The organism is Streptomyces sp. CBMA29, assembly GCF_014596445.1.
GTDB lineage: Bacteria > Actinomycetota > Actinomycetes > Streptomycetales > Streptomycetaceae > Actinacidiphila.
In genome coordinates, this window is the sequence record NZ_MECL01000238.1 from 1 (window position 1) to 16,779 (window position 16,779).

A 16,779-nucleotide genomic window follows, 5' to 3' on the forward strand; every position below is an offset into this window, starting at 1 on the left:
CCGCTGCCCAGGGGTGGCGGTCCTTCACGTGTCTGGGGCCGCCGCGGCGGTTCTACCGTCCAGCCGACACGTGGTCCCCGTCACATCAGGAACGCCCCCTACCGCTGTCGTCCGACGTGCCGGTGTCCGCCGACCGTGAGCCGCCCCCCTTCCCGAGGAGTCCGCATGCCCCCCAACCCGCCTCCCGGCAGCGCCCGTTCACCCCTCCCCCGGACCGCCCGCGCCGTGACCACCGCGCTCCTCGGTGTCCTCGCCCTGCTCACCGCCTGCCTCAGCGCGGTCGTCACCGCCGTTCCGGCCGCCGCGGCCGGCCTCACCCAGGTCTCGTCCTTCGGCTCCAACCCCGGCAATCTGGCGATGTACGAGTACGCCCCCGCCGGTCTGCCCGCGAACGCTCCCGTCGTGGTCGCGCTGCACGGCTGCGGGCAGAGCGCGAGCGACTACTTCGCCAACTCCGGCTGGCAGAAGTACGCCGACCTGTGGGGCTTCGCGCTCGTGCTGCCGCAGACCAGCTCGGCCAACAACTCGCTGTCCTGCTTCAGTTGGTTCGACCCCGCGAAGGACACCCGCGGCAAGGGCGAGGCGGCGTCCGTCGTGTCGATGGTCGGCCACGCCGTCACGCAGTACGGCTCGGACAGCCGTCGCGTGTACGTCACCGGCCTGTCGGCGGGCGGCGGCATGACCGCGAACCTGCTGGCGGACTACCCGGACGTCTTCGCGGGCGGCTCGGTGGGCTCGGGGCTGCCCGCGCAGTGCGCCACCAGTCAGACGGCGGCCTCCGGCTGCCAGTACGGCAGCCTCAATCTCACCCCGGCGCAGTGGGGCGACAAGGTCCGTGCGTCCTACCCCGGTTACACCGGGCCGTGGCCGCGGGTGGCGATCTGGCAGGGCGCCTCCGACTACACGGTCTACCCGGTCAACGCCACCGAGCTGCGCGACCAGTGGACCAATGTGTGGGGCATCGGCCAGACCCCGTCCAGCACCCAGAGCCTGCCCGGCAACACCACGCTGACCACGTACAACGACGGTTCCGGCAAGCCCGCGGTGCAGATGTACTCGATCGCCGGCATGGGACACGGCCTGGCCGTCGATCCCGGCTCGGGCACCGAGCAGTGCGGCGCGACCGGCGCGTACTACCTCGACACGATCTGCTCCAGCTACTACACCGCCCGCTTCTGGGGCCTGGACTCCGGCTCCGGCGGGGGCACGGGCGCGCTGCCCGCGCCGACCGGGCTCAAGGTCACCGGCACCACCGGCACGACGGCGAGCCTGAGTTGGACGGCGGTGACCGGCGCCGCCTCGTACACCGTCTACCGCGCCGGGACCAAGGTCGGCACCAGCACCTCGGCCGCGTACACCGACAGCGGTCTGACGGCGGGGACTTCGTACGCCTACACCGTCGCCGCGGTCGACTCGGCGGGGACGGTCGGCGCCGCGTCGGGCGCGGTCACGGCGACCACCACCGGGTCGGGCGGCGGCGGTTCCGGACAGTGCTTCACCGCCACCAACTACGCCCAGGTCGCGGCGGGCCGCGCCCATCAGAGCGGCGGATACACGTACGCCAACGGCTCCAACCAGAACATGGGGCTGTGGAATGTCTTCGTCACGCACACCTTGAAGGAGACGGCGGCCGGTTACTACGTGATCGCCGACAGCGGCTGCTCGGCCTGATTCCCGCCGCGCCCCGGCCCGCGGCGCGCACCGGCACCTGAGCGGTACCTGAGCGGTACGCACCCCGTACCGGTCAGGTGCTGCGGGCCAGCACCAGTCGGCAGCGCGGGCTGCCGTCCGGGCGGCGGCCGAACTCCTCAAGTGGCGTGTGCGTCACGGTGAATCCGGCCCCGGCGAGGTCGTCGAGGACCCCGCGCAGCGGGAACGTCCGGTAGTACATGACGAATTGCGGGCGCCAGACCAGATTGCGCACGCGCATCCCCGCGTCGAAGCCCCACAGCGCCCAGTACAGGGCCGAGTCGACCGGCGGCGGCGCGGTGACCGGGAAGGCGAAGAGCCCGCCGGGGCGCAGCGCGCGGCGCACCCGGGCGAACAGCCGGGGGCGTTCGGCCGGCAGGAAGTGCCCGAAGGCGCCGAAGCTGACGGCGAGGTCGAACTCCGCGTCGAAGGGCAGCGCGCGGACGTCGGCGCGTACCCACTCCGGTTCCGGGCCTTCGGTGGTGTCGCGGCCGGTGTGCGCGGCGCGCGCGGCGGCCAGCATCCCCGCGCTGAAGTCCACGCCGGTGACGCGCTTCCGGCACAGGGACCGCAGCGTCCCGACGCCCGCGCCCGTACCGCAGCAGACGTCGAGTCCCGCGTCGAAGGGCCCGAGCGGCGTGAGAGCGCCCGCCACCGCGTCGAGGAAGACATCGGGCGTACGGAACGGCGTGTGGTCGAACTTCGGCGCGAGCAGGTCGTAGCCGCGGTCGACGGAGGAGAGCGCCTGCACCGCCAACTCGCGGAAGCTCGGCCCCTGATCGGAGAACATCCGGCCACCTTAGGGCCTGTCCGGCGGCCGTGCGCGGCGGTGTCATGGCGAGCGCCCGGCCTGCCGCCCGGGTGGATCGAGGAGGCGGCGGCAGGCCGGGGGTGCGCGGGTGGCTCAGGTGGCGTCAGACCGGTTGGCAGCCGAACGCCACGGACGGATCGGGCGCACCACCGTTGACCACATAGCCGAAGGTGGTGGACGCGCCGACGGCCAACGAGCCGTTCCAGTCGGCGTTCTCGGCCATCAGACCGCCGTCCATGGTCCCGAGCGTGCCGTTCCACAGACTCGCGACGGTCTGCCCCGACGGCGGGGTCCAGTGCACCATCCAGCCGAGCATCGGCACGGTGCCGGTGTTGGCGACCGTCACCTCGGCCTGGTAGCCGCCGGGCCAGGAGCCGGTGGTGTGGTACGTGGCGGTGCAGGCGCTGCCGCTGGGCGGCGGGTCGGTGGGACCGCTGCCGTCGCCGACCCCGGTCACCTCGCCGTGACCGCCGTCGAAGACCACGTCGGAGCAGCTATAGAAGGTCTCGGCGCTGTCGGAGCGCTGCCAGACGGTGTAGATGATCTGGCGGCCGGTCTTGCCCGACGGCAGGGTGCCGGTCCAGTTGTAGGAGCCGTCGAGGGTGCCCACGGTGCCGGTGACCGGCGGGTGGTCGACGGACAGGAAGGGCGTCGTCTCCATCTCGGACCAGGTGAGGGGCTTGGTCGGGTCGTAGGTGCTGTTGGTGACGTACTGGTAGAACCAACCCGGGTGCGCAGCCCAGGCGTTGTACTTGAAGTCGAACGAGGCGCCGGACGTCAGATGGGTCACCGGCCAGTCGGCGCGCGGCGCGTCGAAGCCCGTGAAGGTGGGGTTGCCGCCGCTGCACAGCTTTCCGTCGGGCACGAAGTCGCGGGTGCGGCCCGCGCCGTCGGAGCGCAGCACGCTGAACCAGTTGTAGAAGGGTGTCGTGCCGCCGGTGGCGGCGGCCGAGGCGCAGGCGGCGTTCTTCGGCTTGATCTCACCGGTGCTGGTGAGGGCGTCCTCGTAGCAGAGGAACGTACGGCTGCCGGGGGCCATCGGCGCGCCGTGCGCGGCGGCGGTGCCGCCGGTCAGCATGACGGTGGTCAGCGCGGCCAGCGTGCTGAGCACGGTGAGCAGGGCGAGGTGCAGCGGACGGGGACGGGGCAGGGCCCGCCGTCGTAACCAGGCGGGAATGAGGCGTCTGTCGGTCATGGAGTGTGGGTCCCTTCAGGCACGTGGGGGGAATGGGAGCGCTCCCACTGCTGGGAAAGTAGCGCCTGCCGGTGCAGGTGTAAACGCGTCGGACGAGCCTTCGGGGCAGCGTTCCCGCCGTTTATTCCCAGCGGGGGTGAAGTGAGGGGTGCGTTACACCTGGCCGCCACGAAACGGAAGCGTCATTCCTGATGCGATATTCTGCCCACTTAACGGAATGCTCGTTCCGGTTCAAGCTTGAGGAGTTCCATGGCGTCCGAGACCCGGCGACCGCACCACCAGGTCACGTTCGCGGTCCTGGCGGCGGGTGTCGCCGCCTACGCGCTGTTGCAGTCCCTGGTCACCCCGGTCCTGCCGACGATCCAGGAGAGCCTGCACACCAACCAGAACACCGTCACCTGGGTGCTGACCGCCTACCTTCTGTCGGCGTCGATATTCACCCCGATCATGGGCCGCATCGGCGACATGATCGGCAAGGAACGCGTCTTCGTGGCGACGATGTCGGCCCTCGCGGTCGGCTCGCTGCTGGCCGCGCTCGCGTCCAACGTGCAGGTGATGATCATCGCCCGTGTGATCCAGGGCATCGGCGGCGGTGTGCTGCCGCTCGCCTTCGGCATCATCCGCGACGAGTTCCCCCGCGAGAAGCTGAACGGCGCGGTCGGCGCCATCGCCTCGCTGATCGCGGTCGGCTCCGGCCTCGGCATCGTCCTCGCGGGACCCATCGTCAGCGTGCTGGACTACCACTGGCTGTTCTGGCTGCCGATGATCATGACGATCCTCGCGGCGGTGGCCGCGCACTTCTTCGTCCCCGAGTCCCCGATCCGCACGCCAGGACGCATCAGTTGGCTGCCCGCCGTACTGCTCTCCGGCTGGCTGGTCGCCCTGCTGGTCGCGCTGAGCCAGGCGTCGGTGTGGGGCTGGGCCTCCGGCAAGGTGATCGGCCTGCTGATCGCCGCCGTCGTCCTGGCCGTCGCCTGGGTGCAGGTCGAACTGCGCTCCGCCGTACCGCTGATCGACATGAAGATGATGCGGCTGCCCGCGGTGTGGACCAACAACCTGGTCGCGCTGCTCTTCGGTGTCGGTATGTACGCGACCTTCGCCTTCCTCACCGAATTCGTGCAGACCCCGAAGTCCACCGGCTACGGCTTCGGATCGAGCATCACCGAGTCCGGCCTGATCCTGCTGCCGATGTCGGTGACCATGTTCGCCGTCGGCCTGGGCGCGAGCCGTCTCGCCCAGCGGATCGGCGGCAAGATCGTCGTCCTGCTCGGCTCGCTGATCGGCACCGTCTCGCTGGCGATGATCGCCTTCGCGCACGGCGCGACCTGGGAGCTGTACATCGCCACCGGCGTGATGGGCGTCGGCTTCGGCCTGGCCTTCTCGGCCATGTCGAGCCTGATCGTCGCCGCGGTGCCGCCGGAGCAGACCGGTGTGGCCAGCGGCATGAACGCCAACATCCGCACCATCGGCGGCTCGATCGGCGCGGCGCTGATGGCCAGCATCGTCACCTCGAACCCGGCCGCCGACGGCCTGCCGCGCGAGTCGGGGTACACCAACGGCTTCGCGATGCTCGGTGTCGCGCTGCTGATCGCGGCCTTCGCCGCGATGCTGATCCCGGTCACCCGGCAGCAGACCAGGCTGGTGGATTTCGCGGACGAGCCCGCGCATCCGGAGTTGGCGGTGGTACCCGGCGGTACGGTCGTGGGTGACAAGCCGGAGTGAGCTCCGGCGTACGGACGGCCGCACCCACCGGGAGTGACGGATGACAGCGCGCGACACGCAGGACCGGCCGATGCGGCGCGATGCCGTACGCAACCAGCAGTTGGTCATCGAGGCCGCGCGTGAGGTCGTCTCCGAATTCGGCACGGAGGCGAGCGTGGAGCTGATCGCCTCGCGCGCGGGAGTGGGCGTCGGTACGGTCTACCGGCGCTTCCCCAACAAGGAGGCGCTGGTCGAGGAGATCGTCGGGCAGATGCTCGGCGAGCTGGTCGCCGAGGCGCGCCGCGCGCTCGCGCTCCGCGACGGCACCGGGCTCGAGGTCTATCTGCGGGCCATGGGCCAGTCGCTGAGCACCCACCGGGGCTACGCGGTCAAGGCGGTGGGCCACTCCAAGGCGGCCTGCGTCGAGCAGTTGCGCGACCTGATCACCGAACTCCTCGCCCAGGCGCAGGAGTTCGGGCGGATCGGTCCGGACGTCGTGCTCGGCGACATCATGGCCATCTCCTGGGCGCTGCGCGGCATCGTGGAGACCGCGGGCCCGGTCGCGCCGGAGGCGTGGCAGCGGCATCTGGACATCCACCTCGCGGGGCTGCGCGCCCACGGCACGCCCGCGACCCACGCCCCGGCCACGCGCGAGCAGTTGACGCTCATCAGCAGTGGCGCGGGGCGCGCGAGCTGCGCGCGGGACGCGTAGGCGCCCCTGGCGCGGCTCCGACCTGATGGCGCCGCCAGCCCCGCCCTTCGGGCGGTGGGGGCACCTCCCGGACGGAGTCTGGGGGAGAGGCTTCGCGGACCCGCCCTAGACGTCAGCGGCGGGCGCCGCATCCCGGGCAGAAGGCGGCGCCCTCGGGAATCGGGGCGCTGCACGAGGCGCAGTTGTCCGGCTGTGCGACCCGGTGGCCGCAGCCGGAGCAGAAGGCGGCGCCCCGCGTCTCCGTACCGCACTGCGGGCAGACGAGTTGGCGGGGCGCGGTCACGTCGAACGCCTGGCCGTTCTGCTGGCCCACGGTGTAGGCGCGCTCGGAGACCATGTCGTTGAGGCCGCGCTGCTGGGCGGCGAGCGCCTCGGCGGCGGTGTCGGGGGCGCAGTTCAGACAGATGCCCTGAGCGGCGTTCCAGCAGCGGTTGCAGACGTAGTCGGTGCAGCGCGGGCAGCGGTTGAAGTGGCCCTCCGCGTTGGTGATCGCCCGTTGGAAGGACTTGTCGCGCGCGCTGCCGAAGCCCGCGCCCGCGAGGCCGTCGGCGGCGCTGGACATGCCGTAGCCGCCGCGGCCGAGCATGCCGTAGGCCGCGTTGACGCCCTTGCCGAGCCAGCCGGCGACCCGGCCGCTGGTGTACGGCTCGAAGGCCGAGCGCCAGGTGTCCTGGCAGCGCCGGCACGAGAACTCGAACTGGAAGCCCGCTCCCGTGCCGTGCTCCTGGCACAGATCCCGGTAGTTGTTGCTGAAGTAGATCTCGGAACTCATTCCCACGCCTCCACCGCGCGCGCACCTCCGGTCGGGCCCCCTGACCCGCCGGTACCCCCACCAGCACGGACGCCCCGCACCCCACGCCGGTTTCCGAACGCGCCGTCCGGTTCTCACCGGGCCTGTCCGCCGCGTCCCGCACTGCTGCCCGATCCCGGGCCAGGGATACTGTCGCACACCCTGATCGGTGCACGACGCAGACAACGGGCTCACGCCCGATACAGGGGAGTTGGGGCGGATCCCCAGGATTCCGCCCCGGTCGCGGGGGTCAGCCCTGACGGGCCTTGAAACGGGGGTCCTTGCGGTTGATCACGTAGACCTTGCCGCGTCGGCGGACGATCTGGGCGCCCGGACGGCTCTTGAGCGAGCGCAGCGAATTTCTGACCTTCATGGGACACCTTCCTGCTCGTTCTGTCTCGTACTGTTCGTTGTGTGCATGGCAACGGTGATGCGGCCGGGTTCATTCCGTTCCGCGGACAGGCGGTGCGGACCGCCGTGAGGGGACCGAGATGAGCGACGAACAGCACGGCGGTGCGAGTGGCGGCGCGGGCGGTACGGACGCGGACGCGTCGGACTTCTCCAGCCCCGGTTTCTCCAGCCCGGACTTCTCCAGCCCCGACTTCACGAGCCCCGGCGCGCCCGAGATCCACGACTACACCCCGCCCGACTACGTTGTCCCGCCCTTCGAGGGCCCCGACTACGAGGCCGACTCCGCCGACGACCTCGTCCCCCAAGAGGTGGGCATCTCGCCCCACGGCTTCTCCAGTCCCGACTTCTCCAGTCCGGGCTCCATGGCCGAGGACGACCCCGACACCCCGTCGGACGCCGACCAGGGCGGTACCCGCTGAGGCGCGCGTCCTTCCTTGATCGGCGAGCGGTAGCGGCCGGGGTGGCGCAGTCTGGGACAAGGGGACAGCCACCTTCGAGGTGAGTCCCATGGCCCGTGTACGACTCCTGCCCGCGACGCTGCTGGTCGCCGTCACGGCGGCCACCGCCGCGGCCTGCGGCAGCACGGACGGCAATTCGTCGGCGGGCGTCAGCGTCGCTCCGAGCGCGCCCGGAGCGACGGTGACGACCACCGTGACGACGCCGAATCCGCCGCCCACCCCGACCGCTCCGCCCACACCGACCGCTCCCGCCGCTCCGACCACGACAGCGACAGCGACAGCGACAGCGACAGCGACCGCCACGACGACCACTGCCGCGAACCCGACGACGGTCGTCGGTGACTACTTCGCCGCGATCAACGCCCGTGACTTCGGCCGGGCGTGGGCGCTGGGCGGCAAGAACGTCAGCTCGTCCTACTCGGCCTTCGTCAACGGCTTCTCCTCCACCTCCGAAGACGTCGTGACCGTTCTCGGCAGCACTCCCAGCACTGTCACCGTCCACTTGGACGCCGTCCAGACCGACGGCACCGTCAAGTCCTTCGAGGGCACGTACTCCGTCAGCGGCGGGCGGATCACCGGAGCGAGTGTCCACGCGGTGCCGGGCTCGCAAGCGCCGACCACCGGGCCGCCCGCGACCACGTACAAGGACTGCGCGGACGCGCACAACCACGGCGTTGCCGACATTCCGAGCGGCGATCCGCGCTATCGGCCGAAGCTCGACCGCGATCACGACGGCCTGGCCTGCGAGCGGTCGGAGAGCGCCGCTCCCTGACGTCACCGGGTCGCCGGGCGCGCTTCCCCGCGCGGCCCGTCACGCAACCTCCGCCGGCGGCGGGAGAGCGCTCTCTGTCAGTCTTGACACGGGGTCTGCGGGGGACGATCGTCGCTTGCGCGGTCCGCTGCCGACGCCCCCACGCGTCGTGCGGACTGTGCGTTCCGTCGCTCTCCCACGCGCTGTCGAGCCGCACACTGGAGTCCCCCCATGCGTCGAACACGTCCTTGGATACGAACGGCGCTGCCCATAGCGGCAGCGCTCTTACTTGTGACCGGAGCAAGCGCTGTCTCCGCGAGCCGAAGTCCCGCGCAGGCCGCGACGCAGCCGTGGATGAACACGGCGCAGACGCCCGCGCAGCGTGCGGACGAACTGCTGGCGGCGATGACGCAGGCGGAGAAGCTGACGATGCTGCACGGCGGGGCGTCGTGCGGGTACGTCGGGTGCGTTGACGGGAACACGCGCCTGGGCATTCCGCCGCTGCACCTTCAGGACGGCCCGGTCGGCGCGGGTGACGGCTTCAACGACGTGACGCAGATGGCCGCGCCGGTCGCGGGCGCGGCGAGCTGGGACCCCGCGCTGATGCAGAACTACGGCAAGGTGCTGGGCTCGGAGCAGTGGGGCAAGGGCACCAATGTGGTGCTGGCGCCGACGATCAACATCGTGCGCGACCCGCGTTGGGGCCGCGCCTTCGAGTCGATGGGCGAAGACCCGTATCTGGCGGGCCAGTTGGGCGCCGCCGACATCCAGGGCATCCAGAGCCAGGGCCCGATGGCCCAGGTCAAGCACTATGTGGTCTACAACCAGGAGACCAACCGCAACAACGCCTCGGACAACGCGATCGTCTCCGACCGCGCCATCCGGGAGATCTACACCCCGGCGTTCGAGACGTCGGTCAAGCAGGGCCAGGCCGACTCGGTGATGTGCTCCTACTCGGCGATCAACGGCCCGTTCGCCTGCGAGAACGGCCCGTTGCAGAACGGCCTGCTCAAGGGCGACCTCGGCTTCACCGGCTTCATCACCTCCGACTGGGGCGGCACCCACTCCACGGTCGCCTCGGCCAACAACGGCCTGGACATGGAGATGCCGGGCAAGGACTACTACGGCACCGCGCTCACCAACGCCGTGAACAACGGCCAGGTCTCGCAGGCCACGATCGACGACCATGTGCGCCGCATCCTGCTGTCGATGTTCCGCCAGGGCCTGTTCGACAACCCCAACAACGGCTCCACGAACGCGGTCGTGACCTCCCCCGCGCACGCGGCGATCTCGCAGCAGGTCGCCGAGGAGGGCAGCGTCCTGCTGAAGAACGCCTCCTCGGTGCTGCCGGTCGCCGCGTCGGTCAAGTCGATGGCCGTGATCGGTGACGACGCGGGCACGGGCGCGATGACGCAGGGCGGCGGCAGCGCGGGCGTGAACGCGCCGCACGTGATCACGCCGTACCAGGGCCTCACGTCCCGCGCGGGCAGCGGCACCACGGTGACGTACGCGCAGGGCGTCGCGTCGGCGAACGGTTCGCTCTCGCCGGTCGGCAGTACGTACCTCAAGCCCTCGCAGGGCACCGGCAGCGGACTGTACGGCCAGTACCACAACAGCAAGGACCTGTCGGGCGCGGTGGTGGCGAGCCGGGTGGACCCGACCATCGACAACGTATGGGGCGGCCAGTCCCCGGCCCCCGGGGTCAACACCACCAACTGGTCGGCGAAGTGGACCGGCACGCTGACCCCGCCGACCACCGGCACCTACACCTTCTCGCTCAACAGTGACGACGGCAGCAGGCTGTTCGTCAACGGCCAGCAGATCATCAACAACTGGTTCGACCAGGGCCCGACCACCCGGACGGGCACGATCACCCTGACGGCCAACGCGCCGGTGAGCATCGAGGTGGACTACTACCAGGCGGGCGGCGGCAGCAACGCCACGCTCGGCTGGCAGATACCGGGCCTGTCGCTGCACGACCAGGCGGTCGCGACGGCCCGCTCCTCGGACCTCGCGGTGGTCTTCGTGAGCAACTTCGAGTCCGAGGGCGGCGACCTGTCGTCCATCGACCTGTCCGCCGCGCAGAATCAGCTCGTCACCGATGTGGCGGCGGCCAACCCCAACACGGTCGTGGTCGTCAACAGCGGCTCGGCGGTGACGATGCCGTGGGCCAACGCGGTGCGGGGCATCATCGAGAACTGGTATCCGGGCCAGGAGGACGGCACGGCCATCGCCCGGCTGCTGTACGGCGACACGAATTTCTCCGGCAAACTGCCCGTCACCTTCCCCGCCTCCCTCGCCGACGTCCCCGCCCACACCACCGCCCAATGGCCCGGCCAGAACAACACCGTGCAGTACAGCGAAGGCATCAACGTCGGCTACCGCTGGTACGACTCACAGAACAAAACCCCGGCCTATCCCTTCGGCTTCGGCCTGTCCTACACGACCTTCGGCTACTCCGGCCTGACCGTCGGCGCACCCGACAGCAACGGCAACGTCGCCGTCGGCTTCGACATCACCAACACCGGCACACGAGCAGGCGCCGAAGTCGCCCAGGTCTACGTCGGACAACCCGCCACGACGGGTGAACCACCCAAGAGCCTGCGGGGCTTCCAGCGCGTCAGCCTCAACCCCGGCCAGAGCCAGCACGTCTCGGTCACCCTGGACGCCCGCAGCTTCCAGAACTGGACCACCACCTGGACCAACGCGGCCGGCACGAACGCCGTCTACGTCGGCTCCTCCTCCCGCGACATCCGCCTCACCGGCCAAACCACCATCCCCGCGGGCAACGGCGGCGGCGGTCACTCCCTGCTGTCCCGTACGGGGTGGACGGCGTCCGCCTCGGCGACCGGCGGCGGGGACGTGGCCGCGCGGATGCTGGACGGGGACGCGGCGACGCGCTGGAGCACCGGCACGCCGATGTCCAACGGCCAGACGGTGACCGTCGACATGGGCGCGTCGCACACCGTCGACCAGATCACGATGGACTCGGCGGGCAGCGCGAGCGACTACGCCCGCGGCTACCAGGTCGCGCTGTCGGCCAACGGCACCACCTGGAGCGCCCCGGTGGCCACCGGCACGGGTTCCGCCGCGCTGGTCACAGCGACCTTCCCCGCGCAGGCCGCCCGCTACATCCGGGTGACCCAGACCGGCAGCGCCACGTCCTGGTGGTCGATCGCGGAGTTCAACGCGTACGGGTAACCGGCGCGTACGAGTGACTCGCCGGTGGACATCCGGCGGTGACCGGCCGGGGCGTGCGCACACACGCCCCGGCCGGTCCGCGTCAGCCCGCCGCCTGCGCGCCCTCGGGGTCCTTGAGCGCGACCGCCGCCGTACGCACCACGGCCTCGGCGACGGCCGCCAGCGCCGGGGAGTCGAGCTTCCACTGCTGCCAGTAGAGGGGGACGTCGACGGGCCGTTCGAAGGCGAGGTCGACCAGCGTCCCGTCCCCGCGGTGCCCCACGGCCTGCACCTCGGGGATCATCCCCCAGCCGAGCCCCGCCGCGACGGCCGTCACGAAGGAGTCGGAGGAGGGGACGTAGTGCCGGGCGCGCCGGGTGACCGGAGGATTCGCGGCGCGGCCCGTGACCGGGGCGCCCGCACCGCGGCGCGGCGCGAGGGCGCGCAGGAAGCGGTCCTGGAGGTCGTCCTTGCGGTCGAAGTCCACCAGGGGCGCGTCCGGCAGCGCCGCCCGCAGCGGCGCGCCCGACAGCCATCGCGCGTGGAAGCCGGGCGAGGCCATGGCGCGGTACCGCATGCGGCCGAGCGCGCGGACCGTGCAGCCCTGCACGGGCTCCGGCGAGGAGGTGACCGCCGCCATCACCAGCCCCTGCCGCAGCCACCCGGTGGTGTGGTCCTGGTCGTCGCAGCGCAGGTCGAAGCAGACCGGCAGACCGGCCGGGACCTCGGCGAGGGCGGGCAGGAACCAGGTGGCGAGCGAGTCGGCGTTGACCGCGATCGGCAGCGCCGTCGTACCGGCGGTCTCGTCGGACAGCCCCAGTTCGGCGCTGGCGTCCCGCTCCAGCCGGGTCAGCTGGCGTGCGAAACGGACGACGATCTCCCCGGACTCGGTCAGCCGTACCGGCTTGGTGCGCAGCAGCAGGACGCGTCCGGTGCGCTGTTCCAGCGCCTTGACGCGCTGACTGACCGCGGACGGCGTGACGTGCAGGGTCTGCGCCGCGGCCTCGAAGGTGCCCTCGTCAACGGCGGCGAGCAGCGTGCGGACCTGGTCCAGCGGGAGATCCATCATCACAATTCCTTATGCTACCTAAGAATCATTAGCTGGATTGATGACATGGGCTCTCATAGCCTCGTCACATGCACGCAGCCCTTGTCGCGGCTCTGGCGGGTCTTGGCACCGGCCTGTCGCTCATCGTCGCCATCGGCGCCCAGAACGCCTTCGTCCTGCGGCAGGGCATCCGCCGGGAGCATGTCGCCGCGGTCGTCGCGATCTGCGCGCTGTCGGACGCGGCACTGATCGCCCTCGGCGTGAGCGGGATCGGCGCCGTGGTGCACGCCTGGCCCTCGGCCGTCACGGTCGCGGCGTGGGTCGGCGGCGCCTTCCTGGTCGGCTACGGCCTGCTCGCCGCCCGCCGCGCGCTGCACCCGGAACGCCTCGACCCGGCGGGCGCGAGCGGCGGCACACCGCGCGCGGCCGTCCTCACCTGCCTCGCCATGACCTGGCTCAATCCGCATGTGTACCTGGACACCGTGCTCCTGCTCGGGTCGGTGGCCAACGGATACGGCGGTGGCCGCTGGCCGTTCGCCGTCGGGGCCGCGTCCGGCAGCGTCCTGTGGTTCGGCGCGCTCGGCTTCGGCGCCCGGCTGCTGCGGCGGCCCTTCTCCCGGCCCGGCTCCTGGCGGGTCCTCGACGGGGTCATCGCCGTCACGATGGTGACGCTGGGCGTGGTGATGGTGGTGCGGCTCTGAGGAACCGGCGGTGACCGGGGCGACGCCCCCGACCCCCTCTCAGCCCCACATCCCCGTCCACACCCGTCCCTGGGCGATCGGCCGGAAGCCGATCACGGCCGCGTCGTCGCGCCGCGAGTCGGCGGCGGCCAGCAGCCTGGCGCAGAGCGCGGCCAGGGTCACCCCGTCGGACTGTGCCTCCTCGGCGTGCGCGGCCAGATGCGCCATGCCCTCGGTGAGGTCGGTGCCCGGCACCTCGATCAGCCCGTCGGTGTAGAGCAACAGCGTGTCGCCGATGCGCAGTTCGTGGTGCCAGGTGGCGCGGGGCAGCGCCGGGTCGACACACAGCGGCAGGTCGGGCCCCTCGCCCTGGAGGAAGCGCGGCGCCCCTGCGACCGGGAGCAGCAGCGGCGGCGGATGACCCGCGTTGGACCAGGCGGCGTGCCAGCCGCCGCCCGGCCCCGGCGTGAGCTGTGCGTGGACGGCGGTGACCAGCGGCGCGATGCCGAGGCCGTCGGCGACGCGGTCGAGCCGGGCGAGGCCGTCGGCGGGCGTGCCGGGGTGGACCTGGTCGTAGGCGATGACGCGGAGCATGCTGCGCAGTTGGCTCATCGACGTGGCCGCCTCCAGGTCGTGGCCCGCGATGTCGCCGATGGTGAGGGCCACCGAGCCGTCGGGGAGCAGCAGCGCGTCGTACCAGTCGCCGCCGATCTCGGCGGTCTTGCTGGCGGGCTGGTAGTGCGCGGCCAGTTCGGCGCCCGGCACGCGCGGGGTGGGGGTGAGCAGGGCCCGCTGGAGGGTGAGGGCGGTGTGCCGGGTGCGCTGGAGTTCCAGCGCCTGCCGCAGCGGGTCGCGCACCTCGTGCAGGATCTCGCCGAGCAGCGCGAGGTCGGCGGGGCCCGGCGGGGGGCTGTCGGAGCAGGCCGCCGCGACGGCGAAGGCGACCACGGCCGCGTCGATGACGATCGGCACGATGGTGAGGCTGGTGGCCCTGACCCTGCGCAGCCAGGCGGTGGACACGTCGGGGACGATGCCGGGCGGCGGTTCGCCGCTGGGGAAGGTCACCAGCCGTGGCCTGCGGCTCTCGATCACCTGCTGGACGACCGGGCCGACCTGGTACGACTGGTCGTTCAGCGGCGGCAGGTCGGGCAGTCCCGCCCTGGCCGTCGCGGCGATCCGGGTGGCGGTGGGCGCCCCGCCGGGGCCGGGACCCGGCAGCCCCACGGCGGGCAGCAGGAACACCACGCAGGCGTCGGTCAGCTCCGGTACGACCGCCGCGGCCGTCGCGCCGAACGCCTGGGCCACGTCCTGCGCGGCGGTGACGGTGGCGACACGGGCCAGCAGCCGCTCGCGCAGCCGGTTGCGCCACTGGTCCTCGACGTCGGAGGTGGTGCCGATCCACTCGACGGTCTCGCCGTCGCGCACGACCGGCACCGCCCGTGACTGCACGCGCCGGTACGCGCCGGTCGCCGTACGCATCCGGAAGGTGCACACGAACATCGTGGGCGGCCCGGTCGCCGCCTCCTGGAAGGTCTGGAGGAGCCCGGCCCGGTCGTGCGGATGCACCGATTCCAGCCACACCTCGTCGATCCTGGACCGCCACGGCAGCCCGGTGAACTCCTCGAAGCCGCCGACCAGCTCGGTGATCGCACCGTCGGGCCGCATGAGCCAGACGATCTGCGAGACGGCCGACATCAGCGCCTCGTAGCGCTGCAACGCCTGGTGCCGCTCCTCCGACAGCTCCTCGGCGCGCTCGGTAGCCTCGACATGGGCCGTGGTGTCGATCGCGACGGTCAGCACGCCGGGGCCGTGCCGGGACACGACCGGCGAGAGGCTGTAGACGAAGTGCCGCCGTCCGGGGCCGCCGGGGGTGCTGTCCTCAGTGGTGCGCGGGCTGGTCACCTGGTGTGACGTCTTGTCCGTATAGACCACGTCGAGGCGGTCGAGATACGGCGACGCGTGCGGATCGTCGAACACCTCGGCCGCCCGGACGCCCAGCGGGCGCGGTCCGAACAGGTCGTGGAAGGCGTCGTTGTAGTACACCATCCGGTGCTCGGGGCCCGACGTCAGGGCCACGGCCACGATGGCGCGGTCGAACACCTCGGGCTCCAGCTCGGGGACGCCCATCTCGCGACCGGTACGCCTCATCCCTCGATCATCGCCCGACTGGCGCCGCCGGGCGCGTCGGGAGCGGCGGGACAAGCGCGTACCGGCGGGTACGGGGCGCACGCGCGGATACGTACCGGCGGATACGCGGCGGGCCCGTGCGTACGCACCCGCGATCCCGCGGCGGCCGGCCGCCGCACTCGCGCTCAGCGCAGCAGCGGGAGCCTGCCGACCAGCCGGTCCACCGCGTTGCGCGGGCCCACCAGGCTGATCGCGCTGTACGCCACGTCCTCGCCCTTGGTGCCCGCGAGCAGGTCCAGATACTGGTCGTAGACCCGCGAGGTCTGGGCCGCCTCGGGCATGTCGACCACCAGGACACCGTCCTTGGCCGCCGCCTTGCCGCGCAGCTCACGCAGCGTGCCGGCGTCGGCGGCGAGGACGGAGCAGCCCGCCCAGGGCAGGCCGGGGTGCACGGCGCCCGAGGCGTCCTCGCCGCCGCGCCCCACCAGGTCGGGCAGTTCCTTGCCGACCGAGGCGGCCATGCAGGCGGCGGCGTTCACCAGCCGCCCGGCGGGCAGTGCCTCGTCCACGACGATGACCCATTTGAGTTTCGCCTGCCGGGTCGACAGGTCCGTGCGCACGTCCATGCGGCGCCCTCCATTCGATCGGGAATCCGCCGCTTAGACTAGGCACACGTGCCGTCTTTTCTTAGCGCTACCGCACTTCATCAGGCAGATAGGGACTATCGTGGAATTTGATCCGCTGGACCAGGCTCTGCTGGGGGAATTGCAGCACGACGCACGGCAGACCAACCGCGATCTCGCCGCCAAGACCGGCGTCTCCCCCTCCACCTCGCTCGAACGCGTCAAGCAGCTGCGCGACCGCGGGGTGATCACCGGCTACCACGCGGCTCTGGACCTCGAAGCGATCGGCCGCCCGGTGCAGGCGCTGATCGCGGTACGGGTCAGGCCGCCCGCCCGGCCGGTCATCGAGGGCTTCCGCGAGTGGGCCGCCACACTGCCCGAGGTGATCGGCCTGTTCGTCACCTCGGGCCCGCACGACTTCCTGATCCACATCGCGGTCCCCGACGTGAACGGCGTCTACGCCTTCGTCATCGACCGGCTCACCGAGCGCCGCGAGATCGCCGACGTGCAGACGACGATGGCGTACGAACACGTACAGCGGCACCGCGTCGACCCGGCCGGGCCCGCCGCGCGCTGACCGGGTCCGCGGCGCACAGGCCGGAG

Annotated in this window: 15 protein-coding genes; 8 read left to right on the forward strand and 7 right to left on the reverse strand. The window is 71.6% G+C overall.

Annotation, left to right across the window (positions count from 1 at the left end):
- The first annotated feature begins 165 nt into the window (after positions 1-165).
- Positions 166-1,671 (forward strand): alpha/beta hydrolase family esterase, encoded by a 1,506-nt coding sequence (locus tag BGM09_RS32890; RefSeq protein WP_188285398.1) that lies wholly within the window; start codon positions 166-168, stop codon positions 1,669-1,671.
- Between the two features lie 73 nt (positions 1,672-1,744).
- Here the strand turns inward: BGM09_RS32890 and BGM09_RS32895 are convergent, their stop codons facing one another.
- Complete coding sequence (locus tag BGM09_RS32895) at positions 1,745-2,479, reverse strand: class I SAM-dependent methyltransferase (RefSeq protein ID WP_188285399.1); 735 nt, start codon at positions 2,477-2,479, stop codon at positions 1,745-1,747.
- Positions 2,480-2,603: 124 nt separating this feature from the next.
- Entirely contained in the window at positions 2,604-3,695 is a 1,092-nt protein-coding gene (locus BGM09_RS32900) for a lytic polysaccharide monooxygenase (protein WP_188285400.1), read from the reverse strand.
- 249 nt (positions 3,696-3,944) lie between these two features.
- Here BGM09_RS32900 and BGM09_RS32905 point away from each other — a divergent pair, with 249 nt between their 5' ends.
- Together BGM09_RS32905 and BGM09_RS32910 are read left to right on the forward strand one after the other, a co-directional pair.
- The gene (locus tag BGM09_RS32905; protein WP_188285401.1) at positions 3,945-5,417 is read left to right on the forward strand and encodes an MFS transporter; all 1,473 of its coding nucleotides are present in this window, start codon (positions 3,945-3,947) and stop codon (positions 5,415-5,417) included.
- 40 nt (positions 5,418-5,457) lie between these two features.
- Entirely contained in the window at positions 5,458-6,108 is a 651-nt protein-coding gene (locus BGM09_RS32910) for a TetR/AcrR family transcriptional regulator (protein ID WP_188285402.1), read from the forward strand.
- A gap of 112 nt (positions 6,109-6,220) precedes the next feature.
- Here the strand turns inward: BGM09_RS32910 and BGM09_RS32915 are convergent, their stop codons facing one another.
- Together BGM09_RS32915 and ykgO are read right to left on the reverse strand one after the other, a co-directional pair.
- The gene (locus tag BGM09_RS32915; RefSeq protein WP_188285403.1) at positions 6,221-6,880 is read right to left on the reverse strand and encodes a zinc ribbon domain-containing protein; all 660 of its coding nucleotides are present in this window, start codon (positions 6,878-6,880) and stop codon (positions 6,221-6,223) included.
- A 268-nt stretch (positions 6,881-7,148) separates the two neighbouring features.
- Positions 7,149-7,271, reverse strand: coding sequence for a type B 50S ribosomal protein L36 (gene ykgO, locus BGM09_RS32920; RefSeq protein WP_188285404.1), 123 nt, complete (start codon positions 7,269-7,271; stop codon positions 7,149-7,151).
- A 118-nt stretch (positions 7,272-7,389) separates the two neighbouring features.
- Here ykgO and BGM09_RS32925 point away from each other — a divergent pair, with 118 nt between their 5' ends.
- From BGM09_RS32925 to BGM09_RS32935, 3 genes are all read left to right on the forward strand, one after another.
- A complete protein-coding gene (locus tag BGM09_RS32925) occupies positions 7,390-7,728 on the forward strand; it encodes a hypothetical protein (protein ID WP_188285405.1) in 339 nt (112 codons plus the stop codon).
- An 88-nt stretch (positions 7,729-7,816) separates the two neighbouring features.
- Positions 7,817-8,539, forward strand: coding sequence for an excalibur calcium-binding domain-containing protein (locus BGM09_RS32930; RefSeq protein ID WP_188285406.1), 723 nt, complete (start codon positions 7,817-7,819; stop codon positions 8,537-8,539).
- A 333-nt stretch (positions 8,540-8,872) separates the two neighbouring features.
- Positions 8,873-11,719, forward strand: a complete 2,847-nt coding sequence (locus BGM09_RS32935) for a glycoside hydrolase family 3 C-terminal domain-containing protein (protein ID WP_188285407.1) — start codon at positions 8,873-8,875, stop codon at positions 11,717-11,719.
- A gap of 82 nt (positions 11,720-11,801) precedes the next feature.
- Here BGM09_RS32935 and BGM09_RS32940 read toward each other — a convergent pair whose 3' ends face one another.
- Entirely contained in the window at positions 11,802-12,767 is a 966-nt protein-coding gene (locus tag BGM09_RS32940) for a LysR family transcriptional regulator ArgP (RefSeq protein WP_188285408.1), read from the reverse strand.
- Positions 12,768-12,835: 68 nt separating this feature from the next.
- Between BGM09_RS32940 and BGM09_RS32945 the strand changes: the two genes are divergently transcribed.
- A complete protein-coding gene (locus BGM09_RS32945) occupies positions 12,836-13,447 on the forward strand; it encodes a LysE/ArgO family amino acid transporter (RefSeq protein WP_188285409.1) in 612 nt (203 codons plus the stop codon).
- A gap of 39 nt (positions 13,448-13,486) precedes the next feature.
- Here the strand turns inward: BGM09_RS32945 and BGM09_RS32950 are convergent, their stop codons facing one another.
- Both BGM09_RS32950 and BGM09_RS32955 read right to left on the reverse strand, forming a co-directional pair.
- Positions 13,487-15,574, reverse strand: a complete 2,088-nt coding sequence (locus tag BGM09_RS32950) for a SpoIIE family protein phosphatase (protein WP_188285410.1) — start codon at positions 15,572-15,574, stop codon at positions 13,487-13,489.
- A gap of 164 nt (positions 15,575-15,738) precedes the next feature.
- Complete coding sequence (locus tag BGM09_RS32955) at positions 15,739-16,179, reverse strand: DUF2000 domain-containing protein (protein ID WP_188285411.1); 441 nt, start codon at positions 16,177-16,179, stop codon at positions 15,739-15,741.
- A 100-nt stretch (positions 16,180-16,279) separates the two neighbouring features.
- On the opposite strand from BGM09_RS32955, the gene BGM09_RS32960 reads away from it, so the two are divergent.
- A complete protein-coding gene (locus BGM09_RS32960; protein ID WP_188285412.1) occupies positions 16,280-16,753 on the forward strand; it encodes an Lrp/AsnC family transcriptional regulator in 474 nt (157 codons plus the stop codon).
- The last annotated feature ends 26 nt before the right edge of the window (positions 16,754-16,779 follow it).